The sequence below is a fragment of the Faecalicatena fissicatena genome, assembly GCF_016900595.1.
GTDB classification, from domain to species: Bacteria; Bacillota; Clostridia; order Lachnospirales; family Lachnospiraceae; genus Claveliimonas; species Claveliimonas intestinigallinarum.
This window is the reverse complement of record NZ_JACLYY010000017.1, coordinates 31,991-47,488: the sequence shown is the minus strand read 5'-3', so window position 1 is coordinate 47,488 and position 15,498 is coordinate 31,991. Positions and strand designations below refer to the sequence as shown.

The 15,498-nt window shown below is 55.2% G+C and carries 13 protein-coding genes; all 13 read right to left on the bottom strand.

Translation table 11 applies throughout. The annotated features are described in order from the left end of the window. Positions 1–132 precede the first annotated feature (132 nt). Entirely contained in the window at positions 133–3,672 is a 3,540-nt protein-coding gene (nifJ, locus tag H7U36_RS13965; protein ID WP_033124380.1) for a pyruvate:ferredoxin (flavodoxin) oxidoreductase, read from the bottom strand. Positions 3,673–3,764: 92 nt separating this feature from the next. After that, positions 3,765–4,643, bottom strand: coding sequence for a prolipoprotein diacylglyceryl transferase (gene lgt / locus H7U36_RS13960; RefSeq protein WP_033124381.1), 879 nt, complete (start codon positions 4,641–4,643; stop codon positions 3,765–3,767). Positions 4,644–4,677: 34 nt separating this feature from the next. Beyond that, positions 4,678–5,778, bottom strand: coding sequence for a redox-regulated ATPase YchF (ychF, locus tag H7U36_RS13955; protein WP_033124382.1), 1,101 nt, complete (start codon positions 5,776–5,778; stop codon positions 4,678–4,680). 75 nt (positions 5,779–5,853) lie between these two features. Continuing rightward, the gene (locus H7U36_RS13950; RefSeq protein ID WP_033124383.1) at positions 5,854–6,525 is read right to left on the bottom strand and encodes a thiamine diphosphokinase; all 672 of its coding nucleotides are present in this window, start codon (positions 6,523–6,525) and stop codon (positions 5,854–5,856) included. After that, complete coding sequence (gene rpe, locus H7U36_RS13945) at positions 6,518–7,180, bottom strand: ribulose-phosphate 3-epimerase (protein WP_033124384.1); 663 nt, start codon at positions 7,178–7,180, stop codon at positions 6,518–6,520. Before rpe ends, H7U36_RS13950 begins: the two co-directional genes overlap by 8 nt. A gap of 4 nt (positions 7,181–7,184) precedes the next feature. Further along, positions 7,185–8,063, bottom strand: a complete 879-nt coding sequence (gene rsgA / locus H7U36_RS13940) for a ribosome small subunit-dependent GTPase A (protein WP_033124385.1) — start codon at positions 8,061–8,063, stop codon at positions 7,185–7,187. A gap of 3 nt (positions 8,064–8,066) precedes the next feature. Beyond that, a complete protein-coding gene (pknB, locus tag H7U36_RS13935) occupies positions 8,067–10,097 on the bottom strand; it encodes a Stk1 family PASTA domain-containing Ser/Thr kinase (protein WP_033124386.1) in 2,031 nt (676 codons plus the stop codon). Next, entirely contained in the window at positions 10,091–10,834 is a 744-nt protein-coding gene (locus H7U36_RS13930) for a Stp1/IreP family PP2C-type Ser/Thr phosphatase (RefSeq protein WP_033124387.1), read from the bottom strand. Before H7U36_RS13930 ends, pknB begins: the two co-directional genes overlap by 7 nt. Continuing rightward, positions 10,812–11,909, bottom strand: a complete 1,098-nt coding sequence (gene rlmN, locus H7U36_RS13925; protein WP_052083749.1) for a dual-specificity RNA methyltransferase RlmN — start codon at positions 11,907–11,909, stop codon at positions 10,812–10,814. Before rlmN ends, H7U36_RS13930 begins: the two co-directional genes overlap by 23 nt. A 6-nt stretch (positions 11,910–11,915) precedes the next feature. After that, positions 11,916–13,214, bottom strand: a complete 1,299-nt coding sequence (gene rsmB / locus H7U36_RS13920; protein ID WP_033124388.1) for a 16S rRNA (cytosine(967)-C(5))-methyltransferase RsmB — start codon at positions 13,212–13,214, stop codon at positions 11,916–11,918. 45 nt (positions 13,215–13,259) lie between these two features. Continuing rightward, entirely contained in the window at positions 13,260–13,964 is a 705-nt protein-coding gene (locus H7U36_RS13915; RefSeq protein WP_033124399.1) for a zinc metallopeptidase, read from the bottom strand. Positions 13,965–14,049: 85 nt separating this feature from the next. Further along, on the bottom strand, positions 14,050–14,997 hold the full coding sequence (gene fmt, locus H7U36_RS13910) for a methionyl-tRNA formyltransferase (RefSeq protein ID WP_033124389.1): 948 nt from the start codon (positions 14,995–14,997) through the stop codon (positions 14,050–14,052). Continuing rightward, positions 14,998–15,474 (bottom strand): peptide deformylase, encoded by a 477-nt coding sequence (gene def, locus H7U36_RS13905; protein ID WP_138304199.1) that lies wholly within the window; start codon positions 15,472–15,474, stop codon positions 14,998–15,000. It abuts the gene before it with no gap. Between the last annotated feature and the right edge of the window lie 24 nt (positions 15,475–15,498).

Genomic DNA, 15,498 nt, shown 5'->3' with positions numbered 1-15,498 from the left:
GTCAACCGTTATTTATATATCAATATCCTCTGTCCGACGGTACCTCTCATAATAACAGGAGATCCCGCAGGCACATATGCACCTGCGGGATCTCTCTTATATCTTCCGGACTTCCTCTGTCCTGAAAATCTTTTATTCCTCTGTTCCGTAGAGAGTTACGAGCTTCTTCAGATAGTTGTATCTGTCTTTTGCCTCCTGCTCGTTCTTTGCGAACAGAACCTTTGCCTTCTCCGGGTTGGATCTTACAAGTGAATTGTAACGAACCTCGCCGTTCAGGAACTCCTGATAGCCATCCATCTTAGGCTCTTTGCTGTCCAGAGTAAACTTCGCGCCCTCTGCTGCCGGGTTGAACCGGAAGTTGTTCCAGTATCCGCACTCTACAGCCAGCGCTTCTTCCGTCTGAGCCTTGCTCATACCCTTCTTGATACCGTGGTTGATACACGGAGCGTATGCGATGATGAGTGACGGTCCCGGATATGCCTCAGCCTCGGAGATTGCCTTTACAGTCTGGTTGTAATCAGCACCCATAGCGATCTGAGCGACATATACGTAGCCGTAGCTCATTGCGATGCCGGCCAGGTCTTTCTTCTTTGTCTCTTTTCCGCCTGCAGCGAACTGAGCAACCGCACCGGTCTTTGTAGCCTTGGAGGACTGTCCGCCTGTGTTGGAGTAAACCTCAGTATCGAATACCATTACGTTGATGTCCTTGCCGCTTGCAAGCACGTGGTCAACGCCGCCAAATCCGATATCGTAAGCCCATCCGTCACCACCAAATACCCACTGGGATTTCTTGGCCAGGAAGTCCTTGTTGTTTACGATGTCCTTGCAAACCTCGCAGTCGCATCCTTCCAGAGCTTTTACAAGGTTGTCCGTAGCCGTTCCGTTTGTAGCGCCGCAGCTGTATGTGTCAAGCCACTCTTTGCAAGCAGCCTTCACTTCCTCAGAAGCCTTGTCAGACTCCATCACAGACTCAACCTTTGTCTTCAGGCCTGCTCTGATGGTGTTCTGAGCCAGCAGCATACCATAGCCGAACTCTGCGTTGTCCTCAAACAGAGAGTTGTCCCATGCCGGTCCCTTGCCCTCCGGTGTTACCGTGTAAGGTGTGGACGGTGAGGAGTTACCCCAGATAGAGGAGCATCCTGTAGCGTTGGCAATGTACATTCTGTCGCCAAACAGCTGTGTGATCAGTTTTGCGTAAGGTGTCTCGCCACATCCTGCACATGCGCCTGAGAACTCAAGCAGCGGCTGTTTGAACTGAGAACCTTTCACTGTATTTTCTTTGAATTTTGCAACTACTTCCGGTTTTACAGGAATCTCTCTTCCGAAGTCGAAGTATACCTGCTCGCCTGCGTTCTCCTCCATATTGCCCATAACGAGAGCCTTCTCGCCCTTCTTGCCCGGGCATACATTCGCACAGGAACCGCATCCTGTACAGTCATATGCGGAAACTGTCATTGTGAACTTCATGCCAGGCATACCGATCATATCCAGAGTCTTCAGTCCCTCCGGAGCCTTTGCAGCCTCTTCCTCTGTCAGGGCTACAGGACGGATAACTGCGTGCGGACATACATAGGCACAGCGGTTACACTGGATACAGTTGTCCGGATTCCAGATCGGGATATCTACCGCGATACCGCGCTTCTCGTATGCGGATGTACCGGACGGAGTGGAGCCGTCTACGTAATCCTTGAAAGCGGATACAGGCAGAGTGTTTCCTTCCTGAGCGTTTACCTTGGACTGGATATTCTTAACGAAGTCAACAACATCCTCTCTTCCGCCTTTGACCTCAGGTGAGAATAATCCCTCATCCTGGCAGTCTTTCCAGCTCTCGGGAACTGTCACTTCATGAACCTGTTTTGCTCCTGCATCGATGGCGTCGTAGTTCATCTGTACGATCTTGTCACCTTTTCTTCCGTAGGTAGCCTTTGCAGCGGCCTTCATCAGGTCGATGGCTTCCTCCTCCGGAATGATAGCTGCCAGCTTGAAGAATGCAGACTGAAGCACTGTGTTGATACGTCCGCCAAGTCCGATCTCCTTACCGATCTTGATACCGTCGATTGTATAGAATTTGATATTGTGGTTTGCGATAAATGCCTTTACCTGTCCCGGAAGGTGTTTCTCCAGTCCTTCCATATCCCACGGGCAGTTCAGAAGGAATGTTCCTCCGTCTACCAGCTCCTGTACCATGTTGTACTTGTTGATGTAGGACGGGTTGTGGCAGGCAACAAAGTTAGCCTTCTTGATCAGATATGTGGATTTGATCGGCTTCTTACCAAAGCGAAGGTGGGACATTGTCACACCGCCGGACTTCTTGGAGTCATAGTCAAAGTAAGCCTGTGCGTACATATCTGTGTTGTCGCCGATGATCTTGATGGAGTTCTTGTTTGCTCCTACAGTACCGTCAGCTCCAAGTCCCCAGAATTTACAGTTGATGGTTCCTTCCGGAGTTGTAACAAGCTGCTCGCCCTCCTCGAGGGAAAGTCCTGTCACGTCATCTACGATACCGATGGTGAATTTCTCTTTCTCTGTGTTATTGTATACAGCAACGATCTGAGCAGGTGTTGTGTCCTTGGAGCCTAATCCGTAGCGTCCGGAAAGGATCGGAACAGCGTCGAATTTTGTTCCCTTTAAGGCAGCTACAACATCCAGCCACAGAGGCTCACCGAGAGCTCCAGGCTCTTTTGTCCTGTCTAATACGGAAATTGTCTTAACTGTGTCAGGAATTGCGTCGATCAGTGCCTGTGCGCTGAACGGTCTGTACAGACGAACCTTTACAAGTCCGACCTTCTGTCCTGCTGCAAGGAGGTAGTCAACAGTCTCCTCGATGGTATCACATACGGATCCCATAGCGATGATAACCTTCTCTGCGTCCTCTGCTCCGTAGTAGTTGAACAGCTTGTAGTCTGTACCGATCTTGGCGTTAACCTTGTCCATGTACTCCTGAACGATAGCCGGCATAGCTGTGTAGTAGGGGTTGCTTGCCTCTCTTGCCTGGAAGAAGATATCCGGGTTCTGAGCGGAACCTCTCTGGCACGGATGGTTCGGGTTCAGGGCATGCTTTCTGAACGCGTCGATGGCATCCATGTCTACCAGGTCCTTCAGATCCTCGTAATCCCATGTCTCGATCTTCTGGATCTCGTGAGATGTACGGAAACCATCAAAGAAGTTGATGAAAGGAATACGTCCCTTGATCGCTGCACAATGTGCAACCGGTGTCAGGTCCATAACCTCCTGCACGCTGGACTCGCAGAGCATTGCGCATCCGGTCTGACGACAGGCATAAACGTCTGAATGATCACCGAAGATAGAAAGCGCATGGCTTGCAACTGCACGCGCGGATACGTTGAACACGCCCGGGAGCTGCTCACCGGCAATTTTGTAAAGGTTGGGGATCATAAGAAGCAGACCCTGGGAAGCTGTGTATGTTGTAGTCAGGGCACCTGCTGCCAGAGATCCGTGAACGGCACCTGCTGCGCCGGCCTCTGACTGCATCTCTGTCACCTGTACTTCCTGTCCAAAGATGTTCTTTCTTCCCTGTGTTGCCCACTCGTCTGTGGCTTCTGCCATAACGGATGAAGGCGTGATCGGGTAAATAGCCGCAACATCTGTATACGCATATGACGCGTGAGCTGCTGCATGATTACCATCCATGGTCTTCATTTTTCTTGCCATTTTCTTGTTCCTCCTTAGATTTTTGAAAAATAATAATTTAATTTTTCACATATATTAATATTATAGCCCGTGCCATTTTAAAAGTCCAGATTTTACTCTGTTTTCTTTTGTTTCTTTTTCGGTACAAGCCCCTTTCTCCCGCACACGATCCAGATCACGGACACCACCACCAGCACGCCTGCCAGCACCTGGGACACCGGGATTTCCGTGCCCGGGATCCACAGCTGGTCCGTCCGCAGGCCCTCGATCCAGAACCGGCCCGCGCCGTAGCCCGCCAGGTACAGAAGGAAAACCTCCCCCTCGAACTTCTTGTGGGTTCTGTAGAGGAGCAGGAGCACCAGCACCATGAGGCACCAGAGGGACTCGTAGAGAAAGGTGGGATGGACCTGGATGTAAGACACCCCGTCCACCACGTCGATGTGCTCCCGGATCTTCTCCGTCACGTCCGAGCTGCGCACCGCGTCCAGAGGCAGCCGCATGGCCAGAAGCCCATTGGTGTAGTCCCCGAAGGCCTCCCGGTTAAAGAAGTTGCCCCATCTGCCGATCATCTGCCCTGTCACAAGTCCCAGCACCGCCGTATCCAGCAGTCGGGTCACAGGCAGCTTTTTCACCCTCGCCACCACAAACACAGTGATCACCGCCGCTATGACGCCGCCGTAGATGGCCAGTCCCCCGTGGCGGGTGTTGAAGATCTCCAGCAGGTTGTCCTTGTACATATCCCAGGCAAAGACAACGTAGTAGATCCTGGCCCCGATAATACCGAATATGATGGCAAAGATGGCCAGGTCCAGGTAGTCCTCCTGGTTCTGGCCTGTTCTTTTCGCCTCCATCATGGCCATGCCAATGCCCGCCAGCATGCCGATGCCGATGACAATGCCGTAGTAGGCGATGTCAAACCCAAACACAGTCAGGGTCTTGCCCACATTTTCCAGATGGATGCCGATATTTGGGAATTCAATTGAAGTATGCATGACTTGTCCTGTCCTTTCCCGTCTCTTTTTCTGTCTATACGTTGAAGCGGAACAGCATGATGTCTCCGTCCTGCACCACGTAGTCCTTTCCCTCCAGGCGGATCAGCCCTTTCTCTTTCGCCGCATTGTGGGAGCCGCAGGCGATCAGGTCGTCGTAGGACACCACCTCGGCCCGGATAAATCCTCTTTCAAAGTCTGAGTGGATCTTTCCCGCCGCCTGGGGCGCCTTTGTTCCCTTTTTGATCGTCCATGCCCGCACCTCCGGCTCGCCTGCCGTCAGGTAGCTGATCAGTCCCAGGAGACGGTAGCTGGCCTTGATGAGCTTCTCAAGACCGGACTCGGAAAGCCCCAGATCCTCCAGGAACATCTTCTTCTCATCATCGTCCAGCTCCGCGATCTCCTGCTCGATCTGAGCGCATACGACAAACACCTCAAAGCCCTCCTTCGCCGCGTACTCCCGGACCGCCTGCACACCGGGGTTGGAAGCGCCGTCATCGGCCAGGTCGTCCTCCGCCACGTTGGCGGCAAAAATCACCGGCTTCCCGGTGAGAAGATTGTAGCTCTCCAGCCACGCCTGCTCCTCCTCGTCCTCGGCCCCGTCAAAGCTCTTGGCCAGCCTGCCCTCCTCCAGATGGGCCTTGATCTTCTCCAGAAGCTTCAGCTCCTTGGCCGCTGTCTTGTCATTTCTGGCCACCTTTGTGGTCTTGGCGATGCGCCGCTCCAGGATCTCCAGATCCGAGAAGATGAGCTCCAGGTTGATGGTCTCGATATCCCGCATGGGGTTGATGCTGCCGTCCACGTGGACAATGTTGCTGTCCTCAAAGCACCGCACCACATGAACGATGGCGTCCACCTCCCGGATGTTGGCCAGGAACTGGTTTCCGAGGCCCTCTCCCTTTGAGGCTCCTTTGACAAGCCCCGCGATATCTACAAATTCAATGGCTGCCGGGATGATCTTCTTTGTGTGGTACATCTCTCCCAGCACGTTCAGGCGCTCGTCCGGCACGGTCACCACGCCCACGTTGGGGTCGATGGTGCAGAAGGGGTAGTTTGCCGACTCCGCCCCTGCCTTTGTCAGTGAATTAAAAAGTGTGCTCTTGCCCACGTTGGGCAGGCCTACGATTCCTAATTTCATTTTATCCTCTACCTGTTCAAAAGCCCCTTCTCTCTGAGGGCTTCTGCCTTTCGTTATATTTACTGTGCGCTTTCTTTACTTCTGTTTTTCCTCTCTGTCCCGGGTCTCCATCAGGATGACGATCCCGCTGACGAAATCAATGACCACCTCGTCCTCCTCGATCTGATTGCTGACGCACAGGCTGTCGTAGGGGGTCAGAGTATGCTCTGTGAGGGGATATTTCGCTCCCCGGATGTTAAAGCCATAAACCACCTCGCCCAGAGGGAACACAGAAAAATAGTCCCCGAAGGCCTCCTCTTTTTTCAGATGGGTCTCCCCTCCGATGAGGCGGATACGGTTCTGCGGATCCAGGATCACCGCGTCCACCCCCGCCTTGAAGGGGATAGTCAGTGTCTGTATGTTCGCCCACAGGTGATCCACCCTGCTCCCGGTAGCGCCCAGGATCACCATCTCGTGGCACCCCAGGGTGATGGCAAGCCGAACCGCGATCTCTGTGTCCGAGGCATCCTTTACCGGATTGAACTCCCGCACGGAGACATGAGTCTCATTCTTATAGTAGTCTACGATCTCGTGGGACAGGCTGTCAAAGTCGCCCACGATATAGCTGGGCCGGATTTTGTGATGATACAGAAATTCCACCCCTTTGTCCACGCCGATAATGCATGGATCTTCGCACTCCCTGATGGTCTTTTCTATCAGCTCCTCATACAGAGTTCCCCCGCTGATGATCACTGCTCTCTTACTCATAGCTCTTAAGTATCTCCATGAAATTCTTTGTATTTTCTGCCGCACTGCCGTTAAAGACAGCAGAGCCGGCGACGATCACATTCGCCCCTGCATCCAGCACCTCACGGACGTTGGTCAGATACACGCCGCCGTCCACCTGGATATTCAGATCCATCCCTCTTTCCCGGGCCATCGCCCGCACAGTCCGGATCTTGTCCAGAGACTCAGGGATGAACTTCTGTCCGCCGAACCCGGGATGCACACACATGATGAGGATCATCTCCACATCGTCCAGGTATCTGTCCACCTCTTCCGCCGGCGTCTCCGGGCAGATGGAGAGCCCCGCCTTCATGCCGCACGCATGGATCTTATCCAGGGCTGCCTTCACGTCCGGGCAGGCTTCCAGGTGAACGGTCACGCCGTCCGCCCCCGCCTCCTGAAAGGCCTCCACATAGCGGATCGGATCCTGCACCATGAGGTGGGCGTCCATGAACTGCCCTGTGGCGTGGCGGATGGATTTCAGCACAGGCATGCCAAAAGAGATACTGGGGACAAACATGCCGTCCATGACGTCAAAATGGAGCCAGGCGGCGCCATTTTCCTCCGTCCTCCTGATCTCCTCTCCCAGCTCTGTGAAATCTGCCGCCAGAATAGACGGCGCCAAAATGTAATCCATATACTCAATACCTCCTCTTTGCCTTCAGCTCCTCATACATTTCCAGATAGCTGTCATACCTGGCCCTGTGGATCTCCCCTGACTCCACCGCCGCCTTCACGGCGCAGTCCGGCTCATGTACGTGGTCGCATCCATTGTATCTGCACTGCCCCTCATAGGGAAAGAATTCCGGGAAGCAGTGCTTCAGCTCTTCCTTCTCAAAATCATTGGTGTAGAGGGAGCTGAATCCCGGCGTATCCATAATATAGGAGTTCTCATCTATGGCGATGAGCTCGCTGTGGCGGGTGGTGTGCCGCCCCCTCTCGATCTTCTCGCTGATGGAGCCGGTCTCCATCTTAATCTCGCTCTGGAGAAGATTGATAAGGGAGGATTTCCCCACTCCGGAGGGACCGGCCACAGTGGTCGTCTTCCCCTCCAAAATCTCTCTCAGCTGCCGGATATTTTCTTTTTTCTCCGCGCTTGTAAAGAGGATCCGGCACCCGCAGTTCCGGTAAATATCCTTCAGGTCCGCAAGGCGCGGGTCATCAGCGATGTCCTTTTTGTTAAAGCAGAGCACCGCCGGAATGTCCTTTCTCTCCATCATGACGAGAAAGCGGTCCAGCAGATTCAGGTGGGGATCCGGCTTTGCCGCCGCGAACACCACAAGAGCCTGGTCCACATTGGCTACCGCCGGGCGGATCAGCTCGTTCTTCCTCGGAAGGATGCGGACCAGATTGCCCTCCATATCCTTCTCGTCCAGCACATCGATCTCCACGTTATCCCCCACAAGGGGCTTTTTGTTCTCTTTCCTGAAAATTCCTTTTGCCTTACATTCGTAAATACCGGATTCCGCTACATGGACGTAGTAGAACCCGGCAATACCTTTTATGATTTTTCCCTGCATGTATTACTGTCCTTCTTCTGTGTCCGGCTCCTCCGGCGTCTCAGTGCTGTCGCCTGGAGAAGACGACTGGCCCTGGCTTACCACGAGATTGACCGAAGCCCCCCTGGACACGCTGGCCCCCACGCCCGGGTCGCAGGAGATCACCTGTCCTGCCGGCGCGGAGTCCTCCCTGTAGGTCACGCTTCCCACGCTGAGCCCGGCGCTGGCAATCAGCTGGCGGGCGTTGCTCTCCGATACGCCCACGACAGAAGGCACGCTTACAGGCCTTGATCCAAGGCTCACCACGATATTGACGTTAGCGCCCGCGTCCACCTTTGTGCCGCCCGAGGGATCCTGGGAGATGACATTGCCCTGGGCCACGCTGTCGCTGTAGTCCGTGGTGACTGTCACATTCAGCCCGGCCCCTGAGAGGGTGCTCTTGGCTGTATTCTCATCCGTGCCCCGCACATCCGGGACGCTGATCTTCTGCTCTCCCTTGCTGACCTGTATGGTCACAGTAGAGCCCTTTGCGGCCTGGGTGCCTGCCTCCGGGTCGGTGGACACCACCTCGCCCTGGGGCTGGCTGCTGTAGACAGCGGCAGACTCTACCTTAAAGCCGGCGTCCTCCAGAGTCTTCTGGGCGTCCGCCTCGTCCTGGCCTACTACGTTGGGCACCTCCACCTGCTCATCCGTCTTGCCGGTGCTCACATCCAGAGTGATCTGCGTATTTTTCTTTACCTTTTCCCCGTTCTTCGGGTCCTGTGCCATGACATAGCCCTTCTCGTACTTGGCGGATTCCTCCTGCTTTCCAATTTTCCAGCCAAGTCCCGCGTTGTTCAGCTCTGCCTTGGCATCGTCTAGGGACATGCCCACCACGTTGGGCACCTTCACCTGGCCGCTGTCCTCCTCTTGTGTCGTTCCCGTGCCGCCAAACCGGAACAGTCCGGCCGCCCGGCCGATCACAAGGGCAAGCACCAAAATGATGATGACCGCCACGACGATGGTCATGATCTTGATGACCTTGTTCATGCGAGGATTGACTTCATCACTGTCGTGATCCTCCCCGTCCTCGTCATCTTCGTAATCCTCATCGTCTTCGCCGTAGTCGTCATCCTCGCCGTACTCATCGTCCTCGTCATCATCTCCATAGGAACTGCGGATATCGTCCAGATCATCCTCCGTGATGATCACTGTGTCCGCATTTCCTACAGGGACGATCTGGACGAAATCTCCGTCCGGATCCACAAGGGAGTGCTTCAGATCCTGGATCAGCTCGTCCACATCGCTGTATCTTCTCTCCGCGTTTTTCTGGGTACATTTCAAAATGATCTGCTCGAGACTGTAGGGGATGTCCGGCACCAGCTCGGAGGGAGGCGTGATCTCCTCCTGCAGATGCTTCATAGCCACCTCCACCGTAGTGTCCCCGTTGAAGGGAACCTGGCCTGTGACCATCTCGTACAGGGTGATACCGATGGAATAGATGTCGCTCTTCTCATCGCTGTAGCCGCCCCTCGCCTGCTCGGGAGAGGTATAGTGAACCGACCCCATGGCCACCGTGGTGGTGGTCTTGGAGGTCACCATCCTGGCGATGCCAAAATCCGTCACCTTCACTTTTCCATCGTTGGATATAATGATATTCTGGGGCTTGATGTCCCTGTGTATGATATGGTGCTTGTGGGCTTCCTCAATGCCCGAGCACATCTGGATCGCAATACTGATCACTTCTCTGGCGGAGAGGCGTTTCTTCCGGTCTATATACTCCTTCAGAGTGATGCCCTCCACAAGCTCCATGACCATATAGTAGAGTCCCCTGTCCTCCCCCACGTCGTAGACATTGACAATATTGGGGTTCAAAAGGCCGGCTGCGGCCTGGGCCTCGGAGCGGAACTTTTTCACAAAGGTCTCGTCCTCCCGGAACTCTTTTTTCAAAACCTTGATCGCGACGTAGCGGTTCAGCATTGTATCTCTGCCCTTGTAGACATCCGCCATGCCGCCTGAACCAATCTTCTCAATTACCTCATATCTGTTGCCTAAAAAAATACCATCTTTTACCATTTGCCTACCTCATCAGCGATGGGCTCCGCCATCACTACCCCTATATTATCTCTGCCTCCGTTTGCATTTGCCTTGTCGATCAGCATATGCACAGCCTCTATGATATCTCTGGAGCCCTTCACGATGCCGAACATGACTTCATCCTCCACCATGTTGCTCAGGCCGTCCGTGCACATCAGTATCTTGTCTCCCCTTCTGATGCGGAATTCATAGAAATCTGCCTCTGCCTCATCCTTTACTCCCATAGCCCTGGTGATAATGTTCTTGTCCGGGTGGTTCCTGGCCTCCTCGGCCTTGATCCCGCCCAGGCGCACCATCTCCTCCACCAGGGAGTGATCCTTGGACAGCTGCCGGATATTGTCGCTGATCAGATAGAGCCGGCTGTCTCCGATATTCGCAAAATGCAGTGTATTGTCAATGACCGTGGCCGCCACCAGGGTGGTGCCCATGCCCTCAAGCTTTATATCTCTTTGGGCCTCCTCGATCAGTCTGCGGTTGGCGGTGTCAATGGCAGCCTTGAAAATCTCATCCGGTCTGCCGGGCGCGCTTTTTTCCAGTTCTTTTTTCAGCGTCTCAACGGTAAATTTGGATGCGAAATCACCGGCCTTGTGGCCGCCCATTCCGTCCGCAACTACCAGAAGATTGGGGAACGGTCCGATGGGACTGTCTGTCGCGAACACATAGTCCTGATTTACCTCCCGTCTTCTCCCCACATCAGTCAGCGCGTAAAATTTCATCTGCCTTTTCCTTTCCCGCAGCCGCATAGCGTCTCCGTAATTGTCCACAGGCCCCGTCAATATCGGAACCTCTTTCCCTTCTTATAGTAACATTTATTCCGTTTTTTTCAAGTTTATTTTGGAATTTGAGGGCATTTTGACGGCTGGGACGCACATAGCTCCTCTCCCTCACCGGGTTCACCGGAATGAGGTTGATATGGCAGTTTCTGTGCCCTGCGATGCGGATCAGATCCGCCGCGTCCTCGTCCGTGTCGTTGACATCCTTCACCAGGCTGTACTCAAAGGTGATCCTTCTGCCCGTCTTCTCGAAATATGTATCGCAGGCCGCCAGCACCTCCGAGAGCTCGTATTTGTTTGCCACCGGCATGAGACTCTTCCTCTTTTCCTGCGTGCCCGCGTGGAGGGACAGGGCCAGGGTGATCTGAAAGCCCTCCTCCGCCAGCCTGAGAATCCCGGGCACGATACCGCAAGTGGAGGCGGTGATATTCCTCTGGCTGATGTTCAGCCCCTCAGGGGCGCTGACCATGCGGATAAAGCGGACAAAATTGTCATAGTTGTCCAGGGGCTCCCCGGTACCCATGACCACAATGTTGGACACCCTCTCCCCGGTTATCTTCTGGATCCTGTAGATCTGTCGGAGCATCTCCGAGGTCTTCAGGTTCCTTATGAGCCCGCCGATGGTGGAAGCGCAGAACCGGCATCCCATCCGGCACCCGGCCTGGGAGGAAATACAGACAGAATTTCCGTAGTCGTATTTCATCAGGACGCTCTCCACCATGTTGCCGTCCTCCAGCTCAAAAAGGAATTTCTCCGTGGGATCCGCCTTTGAGATCTGCCTCTCCACCAGCTCCACCGGGGCGATCTGGTACTCCTCGTCCAGCTTCTCCCGCAGGGACTTGGACAGGTTGGTCATCTCCTCAAAGCTGTCCGCCAGCTTTACGTGAAGCCACTGGTAGATCTGCTTTGCCCGGAAGGTCTTCTCCCCGGCCGCCTGCATCTCCTCCGCCAGCTCTTCATATGTATAGGAACAGATATCCTTCTTTTTCCTCACAGCCTTCTCCATAATTTCCCCCATATTCTCTCAGTCCTTTCTGTCAAAAAGGGCAATGTAAAATCCGTCTCCCGCCTGCTGCCCGGGGAGGATCTGCTCCTGGCTCACCAGCCGGAAATCCGGATGCTCCGCCTGGAACCAGGCCGCGTTCTCCTCGTTCTCCTCCCGGTTGATGGTGCAGGTGCTATAGACCAGCCTGCCGCCGGGCTTTACGTACCTCCACACCTGGGAGAGGATCCTTCTCTGGAGAGCCGCCAGCTCCCTCTCGTCCTCCCGGGTCATCCGGTATTTCAGGTCGCTCTTTCTCCCCAGGACTCCCAGCCCGGAGCAGGGAAGATCCGCGATCACAATGTCCGCCTTCTCCACAGACTCCTCGTCAGGAACCGTGGCATCCCAGCGGACGGCCCGGATATTTTCCATGCCGGACCGGCGGATGTTGTCCCATATGAGCTCCACCTTATAATCGCTGATATCCCTGGCCTCCACCATGCCTGTGCCCGCCAGCATATCCGCCAGGTGGAGCGCCTTCCCGCCGGGGGCGGCGCAGACGTCTATGACGTAGTCCCCCTCCTTCGGGTCCGCCCGCTGTGCCACCAGCATGGAGCTGATGTCCTGCACCTGGAAATCCCCCTCCTGAAAGCTGGGGAGGGCTGCCAGATAATCGTAGCCGGAGATCAGCAGGGCGCAGGATAGCTCCGGCACATCCTCCACCTTCACTCCCTCACGGATTAGCTTTTCTTTGAGCTCCTCCTTGGAGATCTGGTGTAGATTGCATCGGATGGAGGTGGGCTTCTCCTGAAGAAAATTCCGCAGCATCCTTTCCACCTGCTCCCGGCTATAGCAGCCGAGCCACTGCTCCAGTATCCACCGGGGCATGGAGTAGACCACGCTGAGATACTCCAGGGTTCCCTCCTCCGGATAGGGCACTGTATCCAGGTTTCTCGCGATGGAGCGGAGCACCCCGTTGACAAAGCCCCTCAGCCCGCCGAAGCCTCTTGAGGCCGCCAGCTTCACCGCCTCGCTGCAGACAGCACGATCAGGAACGCTGTCCATGTACTTCAGCTGATAGACCGCGCTCCTGATAATGGCCCGTATGACAGGCTTCATCTTCTTTACTTTTACCTTGGAAAACTGGTCCGTGATGTAGTCCAGCTCGATCATCCGCTCCAGGGTTCCCTCCACCACTCTCGTGATAAAGGCCCTGTCGCTTTTATCCAGGTACTGGTATTTCCCCAGCACCTGGTTCAGCGCAATATGGCTGTACTGCCCGTCCCTTGTGACAAGGAGAAGGATCTCCACCACCAGGTCCCTTGTGTTTATTTTTGTCATCGGTCCCTCCTCTTTCTCTCTTTTCTTTCTCCGTCCTCCGGCCTTCTATCTGCGCCTGTTGCCTGTCAGCAGGATGATACGCAGAAGCTGCAGGATAGAGGACGCCGCCCCTGCCACATAGGTGAGGGCCGCCGCCCCCAGCACCTTCTTCGTGCCCTGGATCTCATCCGGGTACATGATGCCGGAGCTGCCCAGGATGCGCACCGCCCTGCCCGAAGCATTGAACTCCACCGGCAGGGTCACAAGCTGAAACAGGACCGCCAGGGAGAAGGCAAGGATACCCAGGTTCAGGAACATCTCCGAGGACCGGCCTGTAAAGAGAAGTCCGATGAGGATCAGGGGCCAGGCAAGGGTGCTCCCCAGGTTAGCCAGGGGCACCAGGGATCCTCTGATTCTCAGGGGCATATACCCCTGGGCGTGCTGCATGGCGTGTCCGCACTCATGGGCCGCCACCCCCACCGCCGCCAGGGACGTGGAGTTGTAGGTGGCGTCAGAGAGCCGCAGCACCTTGGTCCTGGGATCATAGTGGTCGGTCAGATTGCCCGCCACCCTCTCGATCCGGACATCGTAGATGCCCGCCCGGCGCAGCACCTCGTATGCCGCCTCATGGCCGGTAAGGCCGCTGTGGCTGCGGACTCTGGAATATCTATTAAAGGTGGACCGCATTTTGGCGGAAGCCGCCAGACAGATGATCACACCCGCAATGACAAGTATATACGTAGGATCAAACCAGTAATACATTGGATACATCATAGTAATCAACCTCCTAGAGGAGTATTATATACGAAAAACAGGCTGCCAACCTGTTTTTCATATAAATTTAACACTTTTTTATTTATTCTTCCATTTCTTCTTCGCCAAGCCTTGTCCCCGGCTCCACCCGGTAGCCTCTCAGGAAGGCGTCCGCGTCCATACGCTTCTTTCCCGGGATCTGCAGCTGCCTGACCGCCAGAAGTCCTTTCCCTGTCTGGACGAGAAAGCTCTCCTTTGTCACCTCCGCCACGGTGCCGCAGGGCTGTCCGCTCTCCTTTTCCAACACGTCTGCCCCCCAGATCTTCATGGTCTTTCCTTCCCAGACAGTCCAGGCGCTGGGCCAGGGATTTAAGCCCCTCACAAGCCGCTCTATGGAAACCGCGTCCTCTGTCCAGTCGATCCTTCCCAGCTCCTTGGACAGCTGCCGCGCATACCGGGTGGGCGTCTCCCCCTGCTTTTCGGGGTGCAGGGTGCCGGCCTCCAGGGCCTTCAGGGTCTCCACACAGAGCTCTGCCCCGGCCTTCGCCAGCTTGTCATGGAGGCTGCCGCCGGTCTCATCCGCCTCGATAGGCACCTCTGTCCGCAGGAGCATATCTCCTGTGTCCAGCCCCTCGTCCATCTGCATGGTGGTCACGCCGGTGACTGTCTCCCCGTCAATGATGGACCACTGGATGGGCGCGGCTCCCCTGTACTTCGGCAGAAGGGAGGCGTGGACGTTGATGCACCCGCAGGGGGTGAGCTCCAGGATCTCTTTGGGGAGGATCTGTCCGAAAGCAATCACCACCATCACGTCCGCCCCATAGCGGGCCAGCTCCTCCACACAGCTCTTCTCCCTCACCTTCACGGGCTGAAAGACCGGGATGCCGTGTTCCAGAGCCTTCTCCTTTACCGGTGTATACTGCACCTTCCCGCCTCTTCCCTTTGGCTTGTCGGGCTGGGTCACGGCCAGCACCACCTCGTGCCCCGCCTGGATCAGGGCCTCCAGGGTCCCCACCGAAAAATCCGGGGTTCCCATAAAGATCACTCTCATCTACTCATCCTCCTCGTCGTAGGTCACATCGTGGAGCTCTCCCTCCACAAGATCCACGTACATCTTTCCATCCAGATGGTCGATCTCGTGGCAGAAGGCCCTTGCCAGAAGTCCGGTGCCCTCCAGCTCGATCTCTTCCATATCCTCGTTCAGAGCCCTCACCTTCACATAGTCAGGCCTTGTCACCTGGCCGGATTTGCCGGGCACGCTCAGGCACCCCTCCTCGCCGGTCTGCTCGCCGGAGGTCTCCAGGATCTCCGGGTTGATGAGGACGATGGGGCCCTCCCCCACATCGATGACGATGATCCTCTTGAGCACACCCACCTGGGGGGCCGCAAGCCCCACGCCCAGAGCCTCGTACATCGTATCCAGCATATCCTGGATCAGGATCTTTGTCCGCAGGGTCATCTTTGTCACTTCTTTGCACTGCTTTGTCAGCACTTCATCTCCAAGCTCTCTTATCTTTCTGGTTGCCATATGTCTTTAGCTCCTTCTATAAAA

Excerpts from the sequence above, each read along its gene's own strand:
- rpe (WP_033124384.1), bottom strand. The coding sequence starts at position 7,180 with ATGGATTACATTTTGGCGCCGTCTATTCTGGCGGCAGATTTCACAGAG.
- ychF (WP_033124382.1), bottom strand. The coding sequence starts at position 5,778 with ATGAAATTAGGAATCGTAGGCCTGCCCAACGTGGGCAAGAGCACACTT.
- rsmB (WP_033124388.1), bottom strand. The coding sequence starts at position 13,214 with ATGACAAAAATAAACACAAGGGACCTGGTGGTGGAGATCCTTCTCCTT.
- rlmN (WP_052083749.1), bottom strand. The coding sequence starts at position 11,909 with ATGGGGGAAATTATGGAGAAGGCTGTGAGGAAAAAGAAGGATATCTGT.
- fmt (WP_033124389.1), bottom strand. The coding sequence starts at position 14,997 with ATGAGAGTGATCTTTATGGGAACCCCGGATTTTTCGGTGGGGACCCTG.
- H7U36_RS13950 (WP_033124383.1), bottom strand. The coding sequence starts at position 6,525 with ATGAGTAAGAGAGCAGTGATCATCAGCGGGGGAACTCTGTATGAGGAG.
- H7U36_RS13915 (WP_033124399.1), bottom strand. The coding sequence starts at position 13,964 with ATGTATCCAATGTATTACTGGTTTGATCCTACGTATATACTTGTCATT.
- nifJ (WP_033124380.1), bottom strand. The coding sequence starts at position 3,672 with ATGGCAAGAAAAATGAAGACCATGGATGGTAATCATGCAGCAGCTCAC.
- def (WP_138304199.1), bottom strand. The coding sequence starts at position 15,474 with ATGGCAACCAGAAAGATAAGAGAGCTTGGAGATGAAGTGCTGACAAAG.
- rsgA (WP_033124385.1), bottom strand. The coding sequence starts at position 8,063 with ATGCAGGGAAAAATCATAAAAGGTATTGCCGGGTTCTACTACGTCCAT.
- H7U36_RS13930 (WP_033124387.1), bottom strand. The coding sequence starts at position 10,834 with ATGAAATTTTACGCGCTGACTGATGTGGGGAGAAGACGGGAGGTAAAT.
- lgt (WP_033124381.1), bottom strand. The coding sequence starts at position 4,643 with ATGCATACTTCAATTGAATTCCCAAATATCGGCATCCATCTGGAAAAT.
- pknB (WP_033124386.1), bottom strand. The coding sequence starts at position 10,097 with ATGGTAAAAGATGGTATTTTTTTAGGCAACAGATATGAGGTAATTGAG.